The organism is Klebsiella sp. BIGb0138, from assembly GCF_004342285.1.
GTDB lineage: Bacteria > Pseudomonadota > Gammaproteobacteria > Enterobacterales > Enterobacteriaceae > Klebsiella.
In genome coordinates this window covers 68,282-87,653 of the sequence record NZ_SMCV01000013.1, presented here as the reverse complement: position 1 = coordinate 87,653, position 19,372 = coordinate 68,282, and the positions used below count along the sequence as shown (strand labels likewise).

10 protein-coding genes are annotated in these 19,372 nt (G+C 60.5%); 2 read left to right on the top strand and 8 right to left on the bottom strand.

Translation table 11 applies throughout. The features are described 5' to 3' along the window. Window positions 1-9: 9 nt before the first annotated feature. The 5 genes from narI to EDF73_RS23535 form a co-directional block, all read right to left on the bottom strand. Window positions 10-687, bottom strand: coding sequence for a respiratory nitrate reductase subunit gamma (gene narI, locus EDF73_RS23555; protein ID WP_132731433.1), 678 nt, complete (start codon window positions 685-687; stop codon window positions 10-12). Further along, a complete protein-coding gene (gene narJ, locus EDF73_RS23550) occupies window positions 687-1,397 on the bottom strand; it encodes a nitrate reductase molybdenum cofactor assembly chaperone (protein ID WP_132731432.1) in 711 nt (236 codons plus the stop codon). The genes narI and narJ overlap by 1 nt, the downstream gene beginning before the upstream one ends. Beyond that, complete coding sequence (gene narH, locus EDF73_RS23545) at window positions 1,394-2,929, bottom strand: nitrate reductase subunit beta (protein WP_132731431.1); 1,536 nt, start codon at window positions 2,927-2,929, stop codon at window positions 1,394-1,396. The genes narJ and narH overlap by 4 nt, the downstream gene beginning before the upstream one ends. Beyond that, window positions 2,926-6,669: a nitrate reductase subunit alpha gene (locus EDF73_RS23540; RefSeq protein WP_132731430.1), complete on the bottom strand. Its 3,744-nt coding sequence runs from the start codon at window positions 6,667-6,669 to the stop codon at window positions 2,926-2,928. The genes narH and EDF73_RS23540 overlap by 4 nt, the downstream gene beginning before the upstream one ends. A 412-nt stretch (window positions 6,670-7,081) precedes the next feature. Beyond that, window positions 7,082-8,473 carry a NarK family nitrate/nitrite MFS transporter gene (locus EDF73_RS23535; RefSeq protein ID WP_132731429.1) on the bottom strand — a complete coding sequence of 464 codons (1,392 nt, stop codon included), beginning with the start codon at window positions 8,471-8,473 and terminating at the stop codon, window positions 7,082-7,084. 311 nt (window positions 8,474-8,784) lie between these two features. On the opposite strand from EDF73_RS23535, the gene narX reads away from it, so the two are divergent. Then, the gene (gene narX / locus EDF73_RS23530; protein ID WP_132731428.1) at window positions 8,785-10,563 is read left to right on the top strand and encodes a nitrate/nitrite two-component system sensor histidine kinase NarX; all 1,779 of its coding nucleotides are present in this window, start codon (window positions 8,785-8,787) and stop codon (window positions 10,561-10,563) included. A 10-nt stretch (window positions 10,564-10,573) separates the two neighbouring features. Continuing rightward, a complete protein-coding gene (narL, locus tag EDF73_RS23525; RefSeq protein WP_132731427.1) occupies window positions 10,574-11,224 on the top strand; it encodes a two-component system response regulator NarL in 651 nt (216 codons plus the stop codon). Here narL and EDF73_RS23520 read toward each other — a convergent pair. From EDF73_RS23520 to nirB, 3 genes are all read right to left on the bottom strand, one after another. After that, window positions 11,221-12,597 (bottom strand): YchO/YchP family invasin, encoded by a 1,377-nt coding sequence (locus EDF73_RS23520; protein ID WP_132731426.1) that lies wholly within the window; start codon window positions 12,595-12,597, stop codon window positions 11,221-11,223. The two genes, narL and EDF73_RS23520, sit on opposite strands and share 4 nt — an antisense overlap. A 104-nt stretch (window positions 12,598-12,701) precedes the next feature. After that, a complete protein-coding gene (locus EDF73_RS23515; RefSeq protein WP_132731425.1) occupies window positions 12,702-15,302 on the bottom strand; it encodes a nitrate reductase in 2,601 nt (866 codons plus the stop codon). Then, the gene (gene nirB, locus EDF73_RS23510; RefSeq protein WP_132731424.1) at window positions 15,302-19,363 is read right to left on the bottom strand and encodes a nitrite reductase large subunit NirB; all 4,062 of its coding nucleotides are present in this window, start codon (window positions 19,361-19,363) and stop codon (window positions 15,302-15,304) included. Before nirB ends, EDF73_RS23515 begins: the two co-directional genes overlap by 1 nt. Window positions 19,364-19,372 lie beyond the last annotated feature (9 nt).

The following is a 19,372-nucleotide window of genomic DNA, read 5'->3' as shown; positions in this document are numbered from 1 at the left end:
GCGGCACCATTAGCGGCGGGCGCGCGCAATCTGGTATTTACGCGTCAGGTATTCTACCGGCGCGCTCCAGATGTGGACCAGGCGGGAGAACGGGAACAACAGAAACAGCGTCATCCCCAGCACCAGGTGCACGCGGAAGATAAACGCCACGCCATCCAGATGCTGCGACGCCCCGCCGTGGAAGGTCACCACAGATTGCGCCCAGCCGACAAGTTTCATCATTTCACTGCCGTCCATATGCTGGGCAGAGAACGGAATCGTCAACAGGCCCAGCGCACACTGCACCATCAGCAGAGAGAGGATCAGGATATCCGCGCCGGTGGTCGTTGCGCGAACGCGCGGGCTGAACAGACGGCGTTTCAGCAGCAGCAAACCGCCCACCAGCGTCATCACGCCGCAGGCGCCGCCGGCAAACATCGCCATCTTCTGCTTAACATCGATCGGCAGGAACGATTCATACATCCAGTGCGGCGTCAGCATCCCAAGGAAGTGGCCGGCGAAAATACCCAAAATCCCGATGTGGAACAGATTAGACGCCAGGTTCATCCCTTTGCGGTCCAGCATCTGGCTGGAGGCCGCGCGCCAGGTATACTGGCCGTAGTCATACCGCAGCCAGCTGCCAATCAGGAACACCGACCCGGCAATGTACGGATAGATGTCAAAGAAGAACATATTCAGGAAGTGCATTATTGCTGTCCTCCGTTAGAGATATCTAAATATTGCGGGGCAACGGCTCCGGCAAAACGACGCTGGTGAGCGGCGATTTCTGACTCGCCGCAGCCCTTATCGGCAAAGAATTTCACCTGTTCTTCTTCCCACACCGCATCCAGCGCCTGCGGCGTATCGTCGCGGACCTCGTCGGCGATTTTTTCCGCCACTTTCTGGCTGTCGACCTGCGTCCTCGCCAGCTTCAGCAGCAGCTCAAACAGCACCGCATAGCGGCTGGCACGCTGCTGCAAACGCGCGCTGAGCAGACCGAGGATCGGCGCCACATCCTGCAGCCCGGCGATGGCTTCGCCCTCCGGCAGCTGCGCCAGATATTCCAGATACAGCGGCAGATGGTCCGGCAGTTCGCGGCTGTCGAGTTCTAAACCGTGGCGCTGGTATTGCGCCATCAGATCCACCATCGCCTGGCCGCGATCGCGAGATTCACCGTGGACGTGTTCAAACAGCAGCAGCGAGGTGGCGCGTCCGCGATCGAACAGTTCGCTGTAGGATGACTGGGCGTCGAGAATGTCCAGAGCGGTCAAATCGCGCAGGAAAACGCCCAGGCTCTGGGCATCTTCTTTGCTCAGCCTTTCCGATGTTGCCAGCGCCTCGAACATCTCCTGTTGATGCTGCCATAAGGCAGCATCAGGATACTCAAGCAGGCGCGACACGATGACGAGTTCAATCATGGGTGCGGCTCCGTTTTGCTGGTGACGTCGATAGCATCGATACGACGGCTGTTGAACAGGTTGAACTGGCTATCCGACCCGTGGCACCCATCGCCAAAGGTAAAGCCGCAACCGCTTTTTTCCGGGAAGGCGTCGCGGGCCTGTTCGCGATGGCTGCTCGGTACCACGAAACGATCTTCGTAGTTGGCAATCGCCAGGTAGCGGTACATCTCCTGCGCCTGGGCTTCGGTCAGACCGACCTCCTCCAGCGCGCGGGTATCCACGACGCCATCAACGGTTTCCGCACGCTTAAAGTGACGCATCGCCAGCATACGTTTCAGCGCCAGCAGTACCGGCTGGGTATCCCCTGCGGTCAGCAGGTTCGCCAGGTACTGTACCGGAATACGCAGGCTTTCCACGTCCGGCAGGATCCCGTTGCTCCCCAGTTCCCCGGCATCCGCGGCCGACTGAATCGGTGACAGCGGCGGCACATACCAGACCATCGGCAGCGTGCGGTATTCCGGGTGCAGCGGCAGCGCCAGCTTCCAGTCCATCGCCATTTTGTAAACCGGCGACTGCTGGGCGGCTTCGATAACCCCCTGCGGAACGCCGTCTTTCAGCGCCTGCTCGATAACTTTCGGATCATGCGGGTCAAGGAACACATCCAGCTGACGCTGGTACAGGTCTTTCTCATTTTCGGTACTTGCCGCATGTTCAATCGCATCCGCGTCATACAGCAGGACGCCGAGGTAACGAATACGACCGACGCAGGTTTCAGAGCAGACGGTCGGCATCCCGGACTCGATGCGCGGGTAGCAGAAAATGCACTTCTCGGACTTGCCGCTCTTCCAGTTGAAGTAGATCTTTTTGTACGGACAGCCGGTAATACACATCCGCCAGCCGCGGCACTTATCCTGGTCAATCAGGACGATCCCGTCTTCTTCCCGCTTGTAGATCGCCCCGCTTGGGCAGGTGGCGACACACGCCGGGTTCAGGCAATGTTCACACAGCCGCGGCAGATACATCATGAAGGTGTTTTCGAACTGGCCGTACATCGCTTTCTGCATGTTTTCGAAGTTCTGGTCTTTGGCGCGTTTTTCAAACTCGCCGCCCAGAATCTCTTCCCAGTTCGGACCGCTGGTGATCTTATTCATGCGCTGGCCGGTGATCAGCGATCGCGGACGGGCGATCGGCTGATGCTTGCTTTCCGGCGCGGTGTGCAGGTTCTGGTAGTCGTAGTCAAACGGCTCGTAGTAATCATCGATCCCCGGCAGATGCGGGTTGGCGAAGATTTTACCCAGCAGCATCGCCCGGTTCCCCATGCGCGGCTGCAGCTTGCCGTTGATTTTACGGATCCAGCCGCCCTTCCATTTTTGCTGGTTTTCCCAGTCGTTCGGGAACCCCACGCCGGGCTTACTTTCAACGTTGTTGAACCAGGCGTATTCCATCCCTTCACGACTGGTCCAGACGTTTTTACAGGTGACTGAGCAGGTGTGACAGCCGATGCATTTATCGAGATTCAGCACCATGCCGACTTGTGAACGAATTTTCATTTTACGCTCTCCTGTACCTGGTCATTACCTTCGCCGTCTAACCAGTTAATGTTCTTCATCTTCCGCACCACCACGAACTCATCACGGTTAGAGCCGACGGTGCCGTAATAGTTAAAGCCGTAAGCCAGCTGCGCATAGCCGCCGATCATATGCGTCGGTTTCGGCGTAATGCGGGTGACCGAGTTATGGATCCCGCCGCGCTGGCCGGTAATTTCCGATCCCGGCAGGTTCACGATACGTTCCTGGGCGTGGTACATCATGGTCATACCGGCCGGAACGCGCTGGCTGACGACGGCACGCGCGGTCAGGGCGCCGTTGCTGTTAAAGACCTCGATCCAGTCGTTATCCTCAATCCCCAGATCGTTAGCATCGGCTTCGCTCATCCAGACAATCGGCCCGCCGCGCGACAGCGTCAGCATCAGCAGGTTATCGCTGTAGGTCGAGTGGATCCCCCATTTCTGGTGCGGCGTCAGGAAGTTCAGCGCCTTCTCCGGGTTGCCGTTGGACTTCTCGCCCATGACCGCTTTCACCGAACGGGTATCGATCGGCGGACGGTAAACCAGCAGGCTTTCACCGAAGTCGCGCATCCACTGGTGATCCTGATACAGCGACTGGCGACCGGACAGGGTGCGCCACGGGATCAGCTCATGTACGTTGGTATAACCGGCGTTATAGGAGACGTGCTCATCTTCGAGGCCAGACCAGGTCGGGCTGGAGATGATTTTGCGCGGCTGAGCCTGAATATCGCGGAAGCGGATTTTTTCCTCTTCTTTGTTTTTCGCCAGATGGGTGTGATCGCGGCCGGTAAACTCGCTCAACGCCGCCCAGGCTTTCACCGCCACCTTACCGTTGGTTTCCGGCGCCAGGGTCAGGATCATCTCGGCGGCATCAATCGCCGTATTCAGCATCGGCTGGCCTTTCGCCGGGCCGTCCGCTTTGGTGTAGTTGAGCTTACGCAGCAGATCCATTTCGCTCTGGGTATTCCAGGCGATGCCTTTACCGCCGTTGCCGATGGTGTCCAGCAGCGGGCCAATCGAGGTAAAGCGTTCCCAGGTTGCCGGGTAGTCACGTTCAACCGGAATGATGTGCGGCGCGGTTTTCCCTGGGATCAGGTCGCATTCGCCTTTCTTCCAGTCGACAACGCCCATCGGCTGCGCCAGCTCTGCCGCCGAGTCGTGCTGAATCGGCAGCGTCACGACATCGGTCTCTTTACCCAAATGACCGACACAGACTTCGGAGAATTTCTTCGCGATGTCTTTATAGATTTCCCAGTCGCTTTTCGAATCCCACGCCGGGTCTACGGCAGCAGACAGCGGATGAATAAACGGATGCATATCCGAGGTATTCATGTCGTCTTTTTCATACCAGGTGGCGGTCGGCAGCACGATGTCGGAATAGAGGCAGGTGCTCGACAGACGGAAGTCCAGGGTCACCACCAGATCCAGTTTGCCTTCCAGGCCATTATCGCGCCATTCCACCTCTTCCGGCTTCAGGCCGCCCTGCTCGCCCAGATCTTTGCCCTGAATACCGTGCTCGGTACCCAACAGGTACTTCAGCATGTATTCGTGACCTTTACCGGAAGAGCCCAGCAGGTTGGAGCGCCAGATAAACAGGTTACGCGGATGGTTTTTGCCGTTCTCCGGCTGTTCGGCCGCAAAACGAATCGCGCCTTCTTTCAGCGCTTTGACGGTGTAATCCACCACGCTCATGCCCGCTTTCTTCGCCTCTTGTGCAATCCGCAGCGGGTTGGTCCCCAGCTGCGGCGCAGACGGCAGCCAGCCCATTCGTTCAGCACGGACGTTGAAGTCCAGCATATGGCCGCTGTAGCGCGATTTATCGGCCATCGGCGACAGCAGCTCCTGCGCGGTCACGGTCTCGTAACGCCACTGGCTGGAGTGGTTATAGAAGTAGGAGGTGCTGTTCATGTGGCGCGCCGGGCGCTGCCAGTCAAGGGCAAACGCCAGCGGCTGCCAGCCGGTCTGCGGACGCAGTTTTTCCTGGCCGACATAGTGCGCCCAGCCGCCGCCGCTCTGCCCCACGCAGCCGCAGAAGATCAGCATGTTGATCAGGCCGCGGTAGTTCATGTCCATGTGATACCAGTGGTTCAGACCGGCGCCGACGATGATCATCGAACGACCGTGGGTCTTATCGGCGTTATCGGCAAATTCACGCGCGGTACGGATGATGTGGGCGCGGGAAACGCCGGTAATCTGCTCCGCCCAGGCCGGCGTGTAGGCTTTCACATCATCGTAGCTGGCGGCGCAGTTCTCATCACCCAGGCCACGATCCAGGCCGTAGTTAGCCATGGTCAGATCGTAAATGGTGGTCACCAGGGCGGAAGACCCGTCGGCCAGCTGCAGGCGTTTGACCGGCAGTTTGTGCAGCAGAACATTTTCCAGCTCGACCTTATTGAAGTGCTCGCTACCGTCGCCGCCAAAGTATGGGAAGCCGACGTTGGCGATATCATCATGGCTGCCCAGCAGGCTCAGACGCAGCTCGATATCTTCGCCGGTTTTACCGTCGCGCTGCTCGAGGTTCCACTTACCTTTATCGCCCCAGCGGAAACCAATCGACCCGTTCGGTACGGTCATTGCGCCCTGCTCATCAAAGGCGACGGTTTTCCATTCCGGATTCTGCTCCTGGCCCAGCGCATCCACCAGATCGGCGGCGCGCACCATGCGGCCGGCGGCATAATAGCCGTCACGTTCTTCGAGCATAACCAGCATCGGCATGTCGGTGTAGCGGCGTACGTAGTCGGTAAAATAGTGGCTCGGTTTGTCGAGGTGGAACTCGCGCAGCATCACGTGGCCCATCGCCAGCGCCATCGCCGAGTCGGTCCCCTGCTTCGGCGCCAGCCACAGATCGCACAGCTTGGCGATTTCCGCGTAATCCGGCGTTACGGCCACGGTTTTGGTGCCTTTGTAGCGCACCTCGGTAAAGAAGTGGGCGTCCGGCGTACGGGTTTGCGGGACGTTGGAACCCCAGGCGATGATGTAGCTGGAGTTATACCAGTCGGCCGATTCCGGCACGTCGGTCTGCTCGCCCCAGGTCATCGGCGAGGCCGGCGGCAGATCGCAATACCAGTCGTAGAAGCTCAGGCAGGTGCCGCCAATCAGCGACAGGTAGCGCGCGCCGGAAGCGTAGGACACCATCGACATCGCCGGGATCGGCGAGAAGCCGGCAACGCGGTCCGGGCCATAGGTTTTCACGGTATAGACGTTGGATGCCGCAATCAGCTCATTGACTTCCTGCCAGGAAGAACGCACGAAGCCGCCGCGGCCACGCGCCTGCTTAAAGCTTTTGGCTTTATCGGCATCTTCAATAATGGAGGCCCATGCGGCAACCGGATCGCGATGCTGGACTTTCGCTTCACGCCACATTTTCATCAGGCGTTTACGCATCAGCGGATACTTGAGGCGGTTAGCGCTGTACAGGTACCAGGAGTAGCTGGCGCCGCGCGGGCAGCCGCGCGGTTCGTGATTGGGCATATCCGGGCGCGTACGCGGGTAGTCCGTCTGCTGGGTTTCCCAGGTGACGAGACCATTCTTAACATAAATTTTCCAGCTGCATGAGCCGGTGCAGTTTACACCGTGAGTGGAGCGCACAACTTTGTCGTGCTGCCAACGCTGGCGGTATCCATCCTCCCAGTCCCGGTTGGTTTTTAGAAGCTGGCCGTGCCCATCGGCAAAGGTTTCACCCTTCTGTTTGAAGTAGCGAAACCGGTCCAGGAATTTACTCATCGGGTTTCTCCTGTGTGGAGCCTGACGGCTCTCTGATAAATCGACATTGCTGGATTTGCAGCGAAGGTAACGCTATGAAAGAGGGCGAGAATTGATAACGATCAATGCGCTATGGCTTATAAAAAGCGGGAGAAATAGCAAATACCACCGAAGTGGTAGTGATTTCTATTTTTTATCATTTTGTTTTTAAAGAAATTTTATAAATTACCGGCAAATAAGATGCGTCTTAGAGGCTCACCAAGGTATTAAGGGGTAGATATCCTTGTCGGTAGATAATTTCGCTACATGTCGGCGGCTGCCCGCTGAGCCTGCGGTGACTGATTAATGGGGCAAAACGTTTATCGCATTCAGCGCTAAAGCGATAAAAAAGGGCGCAATAAAAATTGCGCCCTGATATGGCTAAGGGTGCTGCTTAAGCGTTCTGTTTACGCCCGTAAACCGCCCAGGTAATGATCACGCAGGCGACGTAAAAAACGAAGAAAACCTTCATCGCGCCGGCCGGAGAACCGGTCAGATCCAGCGAAATACCGAACGCTTTCGGGATAAAGAAGCCGCCGATGGCGCCAATCGCCGAGATAAAGCCCAGCGCTGCCGCCGTATCGGTCGCCGCTTCACGCATCGCCTGCTCTTCGCTCCCTCCCTGCGCCTTGACGCGATCCAGCGTCATTTTACGGAAGATGACGGAAATCATCTGGAAGGTTGAAGCGCTCCCCAGACCGGCGGTCAGGAACAGCACCATAAACACGCCGAAGAAGGCGGTAAAATTCCCCCCCACGCCATGCGTCGGCAGGGTCAGGAACAGCAGGCCGCTGAAGATAGCCATGACCACGAAGTTCACCAGCGTCACGCGGGTGCCGCCCAGACGGTCGGAGATAGCGCCGCCCATGGAACGCGCCAGCGCGCCGATAAACGGGCCGAAGAAGGCGAAATGCAGGATCTGGACGTCCGGGAACTGGGTTTTCGACAGCATGGCGAAGCCCGCGGAGAAACCAATAAACGAACCAAAGGTCGCCAGATACAGCAGGGCCATGATCCACAGGTGCGCGCGTTTCAGGACCGGCAGCTGTTCGCTCAGCGAGGCTTTAGAGGCCGAGAGATCGTTCATAAAGAACCACGCGGCCAGCGTCAGAACAACCAGGAACGGTACCCAAATCCAGGCGGCGTTTTCCAGATACAGAACGGAGCCGTCCGGCTGCACGGTGCCGGTGCCGCCGAAGACGGCAAAAATTGACAGCGAAACCACCAGCGGCGCAACCAGCTGCATCACGCTGACGCCCATGTTGCCGAGGCCGCCGTTAATGCCCAGAGCGCCCCCCTGCTTCTGCTTAGGGAAGAAGAAGCTGATGTTGGCCATGCTGGAGGCAAAATTGGCCCCGGCAAAGCCGCAAAGCAAAGAGATAATGACAAAGGTGCTAAACGGCGTCGAGGTATCCTGCACCGCGAAGCCCAGCCATACGCAAGGTACGATCATGATGCCGGTACTGAATGCGGTCCAGCGACGGCCGCCAAACAGCGGTACCATAAAGGCATAAGGAACGCGCAATAACGCCCCCGACAGCGCCGGGAGCGCCGTCAGCATAAACAGCTGGTCAGTGGTAAACTGAAAGCCGACCTTATTCAGGTTAACCGCCACCGCACTGAACAACATCCAGACGCAGAACGCCAGCAAAAGACAGGGAACGGAGATCCACAGATTTCGGCTCGCCACGCGGTGGCCGCGCTGTTGCCAAAACTCGGGATCTTCAGGACGCCAGTCGGTAATGACTGAAGTACTGGCCTTCTCCGGTAGGGAAGATTGACGCATAAATACCTCTGATTATTCATATATCCTGCCGCTACATTAGGGGTTACCGGTGGCGGTAAGTTGATATAAATCAAAGGAAAAGGGGTCATTAAATTGCTTAAAAAAAAATCATTATCCGAAGTGAGTAGTCTTTTTCGCCAAAAAAAGTGTGGTTTTTCACATGGCTGCCGGGTTTAGACGATCGCCGCCTGCTCAACTACCCACCACCGACAATTAAGGGGTAATCCCTTATGGGTATGGGTATACTCCATGGGATATCCGAGAATAGTCGCCACTCCCGGATGGTTTGCCGGTCAGGAGCCACGCATTGTATGTTAAAACGTCTTTTTACCCCGCTTACGTTGGTCAATCAACTGGCGTTAATCGTGCTGCTATCGACGGCGATTGGCGTAGCAGGCATCGGTATCTCCGCCCGCCTGGTGCACGGCGTGCAGGGCAGCGCCCATGCGATCAATAAAGCCGGGTCGCTAAGGATGCAAAGCTATCGTCTGCTGGCAGCCGTCCCCCTTAACGCGGGCGACAGCAGATTACTCGATGAGATGACCGCCACCGTATTCAGCGAAGAGCTGCAAAATGCCGCCCTGAGGGACGGCCAGCAGAACCAGCTTAAATCCCTGCAGCAATACTGGCAGCAGGAGCTGGCTCCGGGCATGAAGCGCGCGCAGAATCAGGCCAGCGTGGCGACCGATGTCGCCGGTTTTGTCAATCGGATAGACCACCTGGTCACCTCTTTTGACCATACCACCGAGCAGCGCATCCGCTACGTCGTCTGGCTGCAGAGGGTGATGGCTATCGGCATGGCGCTGCTGTTCCTGTTTACCATCGTCTGGCTGCGAGCGCGGCTGTTGCGCCCGTGGAAACAGCTGCTGGCGATGGCTCGGGCGGTCAGCCATCGTGATTTTACCCAGCGCGTCCATATCAGCGGCCGCAATGAGATGGCCAGCCTCGGTATGGCGCTGAATAACATGTCGGAAGAGCTGGCGGAAAGCTATTCCGTGCTCGAACGGCGGGTGCAGGAGAAAACCGCCGGGCTGGAGCAGAAAAACGAAATCCTCGCCTTTTTGTGGCAGGCTAACCGTCGCCTGCACTCCAGCGCGCCGCTGTGCGAGCGCATTTCGCCGGTGCTCAACGGCCTGCAGGGATTGACCCTGCTGCGTGATATCGAAGTTCGGGTTTATGACTGCGAAGATGAAGACAATCACCAGGAGTTTGCCTGTCATTCGGACATCCAGTGCGATGACAAAGGCTGCTATCTCTGCCCGCGCGATCTGCCGCCGCTGCCGGACGCCGGCGCCACGCTGAAATGGCGGCTGTCCGATGCCCACAATCAGTATGGGATCCTGCTGGCCACGCTGCCGGCGGGTCGCCACCTGAGCCACGATCAGCAGCAGCTGGTCGATACCCTGGTCGAACAGCTGACCTCCACGCTCGCGCTGGACAGACATCAGGAGCATCAGCAGCAGCTGATCGTGATGGAGGAACGCGCGACCATCGCCCGCGAACTGCACGATTCCATCGCCCAGTCGCTCTCCTGCATGAAGATGCAGGTCAGCTGTCTGCAGATGCAGGGCGAAAATCTGCCGCCGGAGAGCCGCGAACTGCTGGGCCAGATCCGCAACGAGCTGAACACCTCCTGGGCGCAGCTGCGGGAGCTGCTGACCACCTTCCGGCTGCAGTTAACCGAAGCGGGGCTGCGCCCGGCGCTGGAAGCCAGCTGCCAGGAATATAGCGCGCATTTCGGCTTTACGGTACAGCTGGATTACCAGCTGCCGCCGCGTTTTGTCCCGTCTCATCAGGCGATCCACGTGCTGCAAATCGCCCGTGAGGCGCTGAGCAATGCGTTAAAGCATGCGCAGGCAACGGAAGTCACCGTCACCGTCTCGCTGCGGGATAATCAGGTCCGGCTGGTGGTGGCGGATAACGGCCGCGGCGTGCCGGACCATGCTGAACGCAGTAACCATTACGGCTTAATCATTATGCGGGATCGCGCCCAGAGTTTGCGCGGAGACTGCCAGGTCCGTCGCCGGGAAACGGGCGGCAGCGAAGTGGTCGTCACCTTTATCCCGGAAAAAACGTTTTCAATCCAATAAGGAGAACCCTATGAGTCAACAGGAACGGGCAACCATCCTTCTCATTGACGATCACCCGATGCTGCGCACCGGCGTCAAACAGCTCGTTAGCATGGCCAATGATATTCAGGTCATTGGCGAGGCCAGCAATGGCGAACAAGGCATCGCGCTGGCGGAGACGCTGGATCCCGACCTGATCCTGCTGGATCTCAACATGCCGGGGATGAACGGGCTGGAGACCCTCGATAAGCTGCGGGAGAAATCACTCTCTGGCCGGGTGGTCGTCTTCAGCGTCTCCAACCACGAAGAGGACGTGGTTACGGCGTTAAAACGCGGCGCCGACGGCTACCTGCTGAAGGATATGGAGCCGGAAGATCTGTTAAAAGCGCTGCAGCAGGCGGCCGCGGGCGAGATGGTGCTCAGCGAAGCCTTAACGCCGGTGCTGGCGGCCAGCCTGCGCGCCAACCGCGCCACCTCCGATCGCGATATCAGCCAGCTAACGCCGCGCGAGCGCGATATTCTCAAGCTGATTGCCCAGGGGCTGCCGAACAAAATGATCGCCCGTCGTCTGGAGATCACCGAAAGTACCGTGAAGGTGCACGTGAAGCATATGCTGAAGAAAATGAAGCTCAAATCGCGGGTTGAAGCCGCGGTATGGGTACATCAGGAGCGGATTTTCTAAGGCGTCCCCTGCCAGGTGACGCCGTCGGCCGAGAATTTTACCAGCGGCTCGGTCAGCGCCAGGGCGATCTCATTGGATGAGACGCGCTGACCCGTTTTATCTTCCACCACCACCGACAGATGCCACACGTTGCTTGCGCCCGGCTCGCTGTTCCACACCGGTAGAATCACGCTCCAGCCGTCCGGGCTATTGGCATCCACCGGCGATGTTAAGCTCAGCTGCCGGGTATCGCCCTGCCATTTCAGCGACTTTATGCCATGCAGACTGCGAATTTGCAGCTTCAGCTGTACCGTTTCCCCTGACTGCAAATCCCACGGCGGCGTCGCCAGGTAGACCGAGAGCGATTTACGCTGACGATATTCGACCACCGGCAGATTATCGCGTTCCGGGCTGTCGTAACGGCTGCCGCGCAGAGAGCGGCTGATCGCCACCTCATCGGCCGCCAGCTGCTGCTTGAGCGGCACGCCAAAGCGGTAATTCAAATTCAGACCGACGTTGTTCTGACTCAGCCCGCTTTCACCCTGCTTATGCTTGGCCGTGACCGTCACCAGCGGGACCGGCGTGTAGTTCAGCCCTACCGAGACCGCAACCGGGTTATGGTAGCCGGTACCCGAGTGGAACAGATCGACGCTATCGCCAAAATATTGCTCAACGCTGACGCTGGTATTGATATGCTGGTAGAACGGCAGTCGCGCCTGGGCGGTGACATCGTAACCGGTCGCCATACGCTGCTCCTGGGTCAGGCTATCGCCGCGTTGCCAGCTCCCCAGAGGATGGTAATAGTTGGCCGACAGACGCAAATACTCGCCCCACGCCTCGGCGCCGAGACTACCCCGCGCCAGGCTCTCGTCCAGCACTTTGTCGTAGAACGAGTTGTAGCCAAGCAGCCACTCCCCCATTCGCCAGCGCTGCCCCAGGCCGATATTCCCCACCAGGTCTTTTTCCCGCTGGGTCACCGAATACTGATTCCAGGTCAGATAATCGCCGTTATCCTGTAACGGGACAAACCAGCTGCCTTTGCTGCCGGTAAAGTTACCCGCTTTATCGACCAGCAGATCGACATTGGCGTTGCCCCACGGCGATAGCCAGCTTTCCAGCTGGTGGCTCACCTCGCTGCCAAGCTTGCCAATCGCCAACATCCGCGCCTGTTCACCGGTGGTCAGGCCATTATCGCTCATACTGGCCTCACCAAATTTTTTGGCCATTTCGGCAAAATGCCGGGCGTCGTCGTCAACCTGCGGAGCGATACCGAGATCCGGCAGCGCCGCCTGTTTTTCACTGAACGCATTGCTGTCCTGCAGGGCGCGTACGGGTCCCCCTGCCAGCAGCAAGAGGAGGGGAAGGGTTGGAATAACGCGGGACGACAAAAACATTAAATGGGTTACGTTAACTCACGACGAATGGTCACAAACGCTAAGTTTACCGTTTTTTGCCCGCCCCCGCAGTCCTTGGGCCAATTCCAGGAATATACCGAACGTTACACCCGCGCGTTGTTCTCCGCCAGCAGCGCCTTCAGTTCCGGGATACAGGAGCCGCAGTTGGTCCCGCATTTGAGCGCTGCCCCCAGCTCGCCTGGCGTGCGACAGCCGCCGGCGATAGCCTCGCTGATGGCCCGTTCACCGATGCTAAAGCAGCTACAGATAATCCGCCCGGCCGGGACGACGTCGCCGCCCTTCCTGCCGCTCAGCAGCGCGTGACGAAGCGCCGGGTTTGGCGGCGGCGTACGAAACGCGTCGGCGATCCACTCCGCGTCGATCGTCGGTGCGCAGGCGTCGCTCCACCAGCCCAGCATCAGCGTCCCCTGGCGCCAGGCCAGCAGGTTCCACACCGCTCCAGCCTGCGCGACCTGAAGTTGCCACCCCTGCTGCTGACACCAGGCGGTGAGCCATTCGCGTGGATTTTTCTCTCCGGCTAAAGAGAGATGGCTCACTCCCGCCGCCGCCCGACGCCGCCAGTGGACCGAGGCGGACAGCGGAACCGGCTGGCGACAAAACAGCTCCCCCTGCCAGGCGGGGCGCCACGGCGCGATCGCCACCGCCACCTGTTTGCTCTCCGGCTGCCCGGACCAGGGATCGGTCACCGCGGTCAGCAGGTCGTTTACCCGCCCCTGGCGAGCAAACTGATTATTCCAGTGCATCGGTACAAACAGCGAACCGGGACGCTGTCCGCTGGCAACGATCACTTTAGCCACCATCACCCCGTTAGGCGACCAGATCCGCGCCAGCGCCCCCTCCTGCAGCTGCAGGCGCCGGGCGTCCGTGGGGGCGACTTCCACCACCGGTTCGGCGATATGCTGCATCAGACGCGGAACGGCGCCGGTACGGGTCATGGTGTGCCATTGATCGCGGATGCGGCCGCTGTTGAGGATCAGCGGGTAAAAAGCATCGGGTACGGCCCGCGTCCCCTGCGGGGTTACCGGCACCATGCGTAATTGGCCATCGCCATGCCAGCCTCGCTGTAAATTGAGCTCCGCGCCGCTGCGGCTGACCGGCCAGCGTACCGGCGCCAGCCGATCCCACGCCTCGCGGCTGAGCTCCGCCAGCCCGCCGATATCAAACGCCCGCTGGCCGTGGTTTTCAAACCCCGAGAGCGCCGCATGTTCGCTGAACACATCGTGCGGGTGCTGCCAGGCAAAGGCCGCGCCGAAGCCCAGCTGTCGGGCGACGCGGGAGATAATCCACCAGTCGGCTTTCGCCTCCCCCGGCGGCGGTAGAAAGCTGCGCTGGCGGGAGATACGTCGCTCGGAATTGGTCACGGTGCCGTTTTTTTCGCCCCACGCCAGCGCCGGAAAGCGAATATGCGCGAAACGCCCGGTATCCGTTGCGGCGGTAACATCGGAGACCATCACCAGCGGGCAGGCGGCCAGCGCCTGGCTCACCGCGTGGCTGTCCGGCAGAGAGACCACCGGATTGGTCCCCATTATCCATACCGCTTTCACCTCGCCGCGACCGATGGCGGCAAACAGATCCACCGCCGTCAGCCCCGGCGTCTGCGCCAGCCGTTCGGTACCCCAGAAACGCGCGAGGCGCTGCAGATCCTGCGGCTCAAAATTCATATGGGCGGCGAGCATCGTCGCCAGCCCCCCCACCTCACGGCCGCCCATGGCATTTGGCTGTCCGGTCAGCGAAAACGGCCCGCAGCCCGCGCGGCCATATTTGCCGCTGGCAAGATGGACATTAATGATGGCATTGCACTTGTCGCTGCCGCTGGCCGACTGATTGATCCCCATGGTGTACAGGGTGATGGCGCGCGGCGCGGCGATAAAGTCGCGGTAGAACGCCGCAACCTGATGCGCCTCAAGGCCGCAAAACTCCGCCACTTTGTCGATGCTCCATTCCCCCGCCGCCGCCAGCGCCTGCTGCTGGTCGCGAAAGCCGCGGGTCAGCTCGCCCGCGCCGGCGATAGCGTGGAGTAAGCCGACAAACAGCCCGCCATCGCTGCCGGGCGCCAGCGCCAGATGGGTATCGGCAATATCGCAGGTGGCGGTCCGCCGGGGGTCAATCACCACCACCTTCAGCTGCGGATTATCCCGCTTTGCCTGCACCAGCCGCTGGTAGAGCACCGGATGGGCCCAGGCGGCGTTCGACCCCACCAGCACCACCAGATCGCTGTTTTCCACATCCTCATAGCTGCACGGCACCACATCGGCGCCGAAGGCGCGCTTGTAGCCGGTGACCGCCGAGGACATACACAGTCGAGAGTTGGTATCGATATTGGCCGCGCCGATAAACCCCTTCATCAGCTTATTCGCCGCGTAATAGTCCTCGGTTAACAGCTGACCGGAGGCATAAAACGCCACCGCCTGCGGCCCGTACCGATCGATAATCTCCCGCAGCCGCGAACCGGCAGCCGCCAGCGCCTGCGGCCAGCTGACCGCCACGCCATCCAGCTCAGGCGTCAGCAGGCGTCCTTCCAGAGCGGTGGTTTCCCCGAGCGCCGCGCCTTTAACGCACAGGCGACCAAGGTTCGCCGGATGCTGCTCATCGCCCCGAACGCTGACCTGACCGTCGGCCTCCACGCGCGCCAGCACGCCACAGCCCACCCCACAGTAGGGGCACGTGGTCCGGGTTTCCGTCATCAGGAAGCCTCCGCCCGCGCCAGCAGCGCCTGGTTGCCGACCCACACCTTGCCGTTTTCCACCTTCACCGGCCAGGCGCGTACCGCCGGTTCACCGCCGTCACACGGGCGGCCATCGCGCAGGCGGATGCGGTGTTTATACAGCGGGGAGATCACAATCGGCTCGCCGCCGGCATCGCCCAGAATACCGCGCGACAGCACGTTGGCCTCGCTGCCCGGCTCCAGGTTATCGAGGGCGTAGACCTGCTCGCCAAAGCGAAACAGCGCAATCTGGCGTTCGCCGAGCCGGGCGCCGATCCCTGCCTGCGCGGGAATCGACTCAAGATCGCAAATGGCCTGCCACGGGCGATTTGATGGTGCGGCATCATGATTCGGGGACGCGGCGATGAGCTGCGGCTGACCGCGTAAGGTTTGCCGCTGCACCGCTTCGTCCGGCTGCTCGCTGTTGACATAGGAGCGGAACAGCGCCAGCCGCTGCGGATCGTTAAGAGTGGTCTGCCATTCGCACTGGTAGCTCGCCACCACCCGCGCCATCTCCTGCTCCAGCTCCTCGCCGATCCCGAGGCGGTCTTCAAGGATCACCTCACGCAGATAGTCGAGCCCGCCTTCGAGATTATCCATCCAGGTGCTGGTGCGCTGCAGACGGTCGGCGGTGCGGATATAAAACATCAGCAGGCGGTCGACGGTGCGGATCAGCGTCGCCTCATCCAGATCGCTGGCGAACAGATCGGCATGTCGCGGCTTCATGCCGCCGTTGCCGCAAACGTAGAGATTCCAGCCTTTTTCGGTGGCAATCACCCCGATATCCTTCCCCTGAGCCTCGGCGCATTCGCGGGTACAGCCGGAGACCGCCATTTTGATCTTATGCGGAGCCCGCAGCCCCTTGTAGCGATGCTCGAGGGTAACCGCCAGCCCCGTCGAATCCTGGACGCCATAGCGACACCAGGTCGACCCGACGCAGGATTTCACCGTGCGCAGCGATTTGCCGTAGGCGTGACCGGTTTCAAAACCGGCTTCCGCCAGTTCGCGCCAGATAGCCGGCAGCGTCTCCAGCCGGGCGCCAAACAGATCGATACGCTGACCGCCGGTAATTTTACTGTACAGCTGATAGCGTTTAGCAATCTGTCCGATGGCGATCAGCCCGTCCGGGGTCACCTCCCCGGCCGCCATCCGCGGGACGACCGAATAGGTGCCGTCTTTCTGGATATTGGCGAAGTAGCGATCGTTGGTATCCTGCAGCGGCAAATGCGCCGGTTTGAGCAGATATTCATTCCAGCAGGAGGCCAGCACTGAGGCCACCAGCGGCTTACAGATTTCGCAGCCGTGCCCCTGTCCATAGCGGCTAATCAGCTGTTCAAAGCTGCGGATATGGTTCACCCGCACCAGGTGATAAATCTCCTGGCGCGACCACGGGAAGTGTTCGCAGATATCTTTTTTGACCTCCACGCCCTGCGCCGCAAGTTGATACTCCATGACCTGTTTGACCAGGGCGCTGCATCCCCCGCAGCCGGTCGCGGCTTTGGTGCCGCTTTTTATCGCCGCGATATCGCCGGCGCCCGCGCTGACCGCCTGACAGATATCGCCTTTGCTGACGTTGTGGCACGAGCAGATCTGCGCGCTGTCCGGCAGCGCCGCCACCCCCAGCGTTTTCGGCGCGCTCCCCTCCAGGGCGGGCAGTATCAGGCTTTCCGGGCGCGCAGGCAGCGCCATCGCGTTAAGCATCATCTGCAGCAGCGTGGCATAATCGCTGGCGTCGCCCACCAGGACGCCGCCCAGCAGCGTTTTACCATCCTGGCTGACGACGATTTTCTTGTAGATTTGTTCCGGGCCATGGGTCCATTGATAGCTCTGGCAGCCGGGCGTACGCCCCTGCGCATCGCCGAAGGAGGCCACATCGATACCCAGCAGCTTCAGCCTGGTACTCATATCGGCCCCGCTGAAACTCGCCTCATCCCCGGCCAGTTCCGCCGCCGCCGTTCTCGCCATCTGGTAGCCCGGGGCCACCAGGCCATAGATTTTGTTCTCCCACAGCGCGCACTCGCCAATCGCCAGCACGTCCGGATCAGAGGTCCGACACTGATTATCGATGCGGATCCCGCCGCGCTCGCCAAGCGCCAGCCCGCTGGCGCGCGCCAGCGTATCCTGCGGGCGAATGCCGGCGGAGAACACCACCATATCGGTAGCCAGCGATTCGCCATCGGCAAAATTCAGCACCAGGCCGTCAGCCTGGCGCACGATAGCCTGCGTCGATTTGCTGGTGTGCACCCCGACGCCAATATCGTTGATTTTTTCCCGCAGCATCGCCGCCCCCGGTCCGTCGAGCTGAACCGCCATCAGGTTCGGCGCAAATTCCACCACATGGGTTTCGAGCCCCAGCTGCCTGAGCGCATTAGCGGCCTCCAGTCCCAGCAGACCGCCGCCAATCACCACCCCGCGTTTTGCCGTGCTGGCACAGGCGGCAATGCGGTCGAGGTCGTCCAGCGTGCGGTAGACAAAGCAGCCGTCCAGGTCATGGCCCGGCACCGGCGGCACGAAGGGGTATGACCCGGTCGCCAGCACCAGCTTGTCCCAGTGCGTCTCATGCCCATAAGCATCACGGACGACCCGCGCCTCGCGGTCAATGGCGGCGACGGGTGCAGACAGACGCAGTTCAATCCCGTGCTGGCTGAAGAAATCGCCCTCCACCAGCGACAGCGAGGCTGCGCTGCGGCCGGCAAAATATTCCGATAAATGCACCCGGTCGTAGGCGGCATAGCGCTCTTCGCCAAACACCACGATCCGAAACTGTTGATGCAGGTTCCGGCTGACGCATTGCTCAAGAAAATGGTGGCCGACCATGCCGTGGCCGACCAGCACCAAAGTAGGTTTTGTCATAGTGGGTTGTCCTGCAGCGCGTGGCTGCGTTGAAGAAGGGTCGAAAAGCCAGTCTGTCGGCGCATTGGCCCCCAGCTGAGCCGTTAGCGGCGCCGCGTTTGCGCAGTCGCCAAACAGTAAAACGCCGCGCAGTTTGCCGTCGCGGACCAGCAAGCGACGGTAGTGGTGAGCCAGCGGATCCCAGCTGGTCCACAGTTCATCCCGCTCCGTCGCCTGCAGCTCACCGGCGCTGAACAGCGCAATGCCGGTGACCTTCAGGCGGGTACCGCTGTCCTGCCAGCTAAAATCCTCGTCCGGCGTGCCGCATAGCCGCCCGGCCAGTACCTCGGCCTGACGCAGGCAGGGGGCGACCAGTCCCCAGGTCTGGCCGTCAATTTCGCAACATTCGCCAATGGCGCTGATTCCCGGCAGCGCGGTCGCCATCTGGCGATCGACGACGATGCCGCGGCGGCACGCTATGCCGCTGCGCTGCGCCAGCTGAATATGGGGGCGTACCCCGGTCGCCAGCACGACGCGACGGGCGGCAAACGTCCGGCCGTCCTCCAGCACGACGTCATGCTCGCGGATGGCGGCGATAGCGCAGCCCGTCACGCACTCAATCCCCCGCTCTGCCAGCTGCTGCCGGAGCTGCTGCCCGGCAAACTCATCGGTTTGCTGTTCCATCAGCCAGCCGCCGCGATGAAGTAACGTCACCTTGTCACCCTGGCGCTGTAATGCCGCCGCCGCCTCGACGCCCAGCACCCCGCCGCCGATCACCACCGCCGGCCCGCCGGTCGCCAGAATGGCGGCCACGTCGCTAAAGGTACGAAAGCCATAGACGTGCGGCAGCTCAGCTCCGGGTAGCGGCGGAATGAAGGCCTGCGAGCCGGTGGCGAAGATCAGCTCGTCCCAGCGCAGTTCGCCCCGGGTCGTGCGCAGAGTGCGTTCCTCGACATCAACCTCCCGCGCCGACTCCCCAAGCCGCACCGTCACGTCGTGCTGCTGATACCACCGGGCGGGCAGCAGCAGCGTCTGGTCCAGCGTTTTTTCCCCGCCTAACACCGGCGACAGCTGGATACGGTTATAGGCCGGGTACGGTTCATCGCCGATGATGGTTATCTGAAATCGCCCCTCCCCCCGCGCCACCAGCGTTTCCGCCAGCCGGGTAGCCGCCATACCGTTGCCGATAATCACCAGGTGCCGCTTCATCCCTGCCCC

What these genes read in the sequence shown, in the direction of transcription:
- narI (WP_132731433.1), bottom strand. Translation starts at nt 687, where the DNA reads ATGCACTTCCTGAATATGTTCTTCTTTGACATCTATCCGTACATTGCC.
- narJ (WP_132731432.1), bottom strand. Translation starts at nt 1,397, where the DNA reads ATGATTGAACTCGTCATCGTGTCGCGCCTGCTTGAGTATCCTGATGCT.
- narH (WP_132731431.1), bottom strand. Translation starts at nt 2,929, where the DNA reads ATGAAAATTCGTTCACAAGTCGGCATGGTGCTGAATCTCGATAAATGC.
- EDF73_RS23540 (WP_132731430.1), bottom strand. Translation starts at nt 6,669, where the DNA reads ATGAGTAAATTCCTGGACCGGTTTCGCTACTTCAAACAGAAGGGTGAA.
- EDF73_RS23535 (WP_132731429.1), bottom strand. Translation starts at nt 8,473, where the DNA reads ATGCGTCAATCTTCCCTACCGGAGAAGGCCAGTACTTCAGTCATTACC.
- narX (WP_132731428.1), top strand. Translation starts at nt 8,785, where the DNA reads ATGTTAAAACGTCTTTTTACCCCGCTTACGTTGGTCAATCAACTGGCG.
- narL (WP_132731427.1), top strand. Translation starts at nt 10,574, where the DNA reads ATGAGTCAACAGGAACGGGCAACCATCCTTCTCATTGACGATCACCCG.
- EDF73_RS23520 (WP_132731426.1), bottom strand. Translation starts at nt 12,597, where the DNA reads ATGTTTTTGTCGTCCCGCGTTATTCCAACCCTTCCCCTCCTCTTGCTG.
- EDF73_RS23515 (WP_132731425.1), bottom strand. Translation starts at nt 15,302, where the DNA reads ATGACGGAAACCCGGACCACGTGCCCCTACTGTGGGGTGGGCTGTGGC.
- nirB (WP_132731424.1), bottom strand. Translation starts at nt 19,363, where the DNA reads ATGAAGCGGCACCTGGTGATTATCGGCAACGGTATGGCGGCTACCCGG.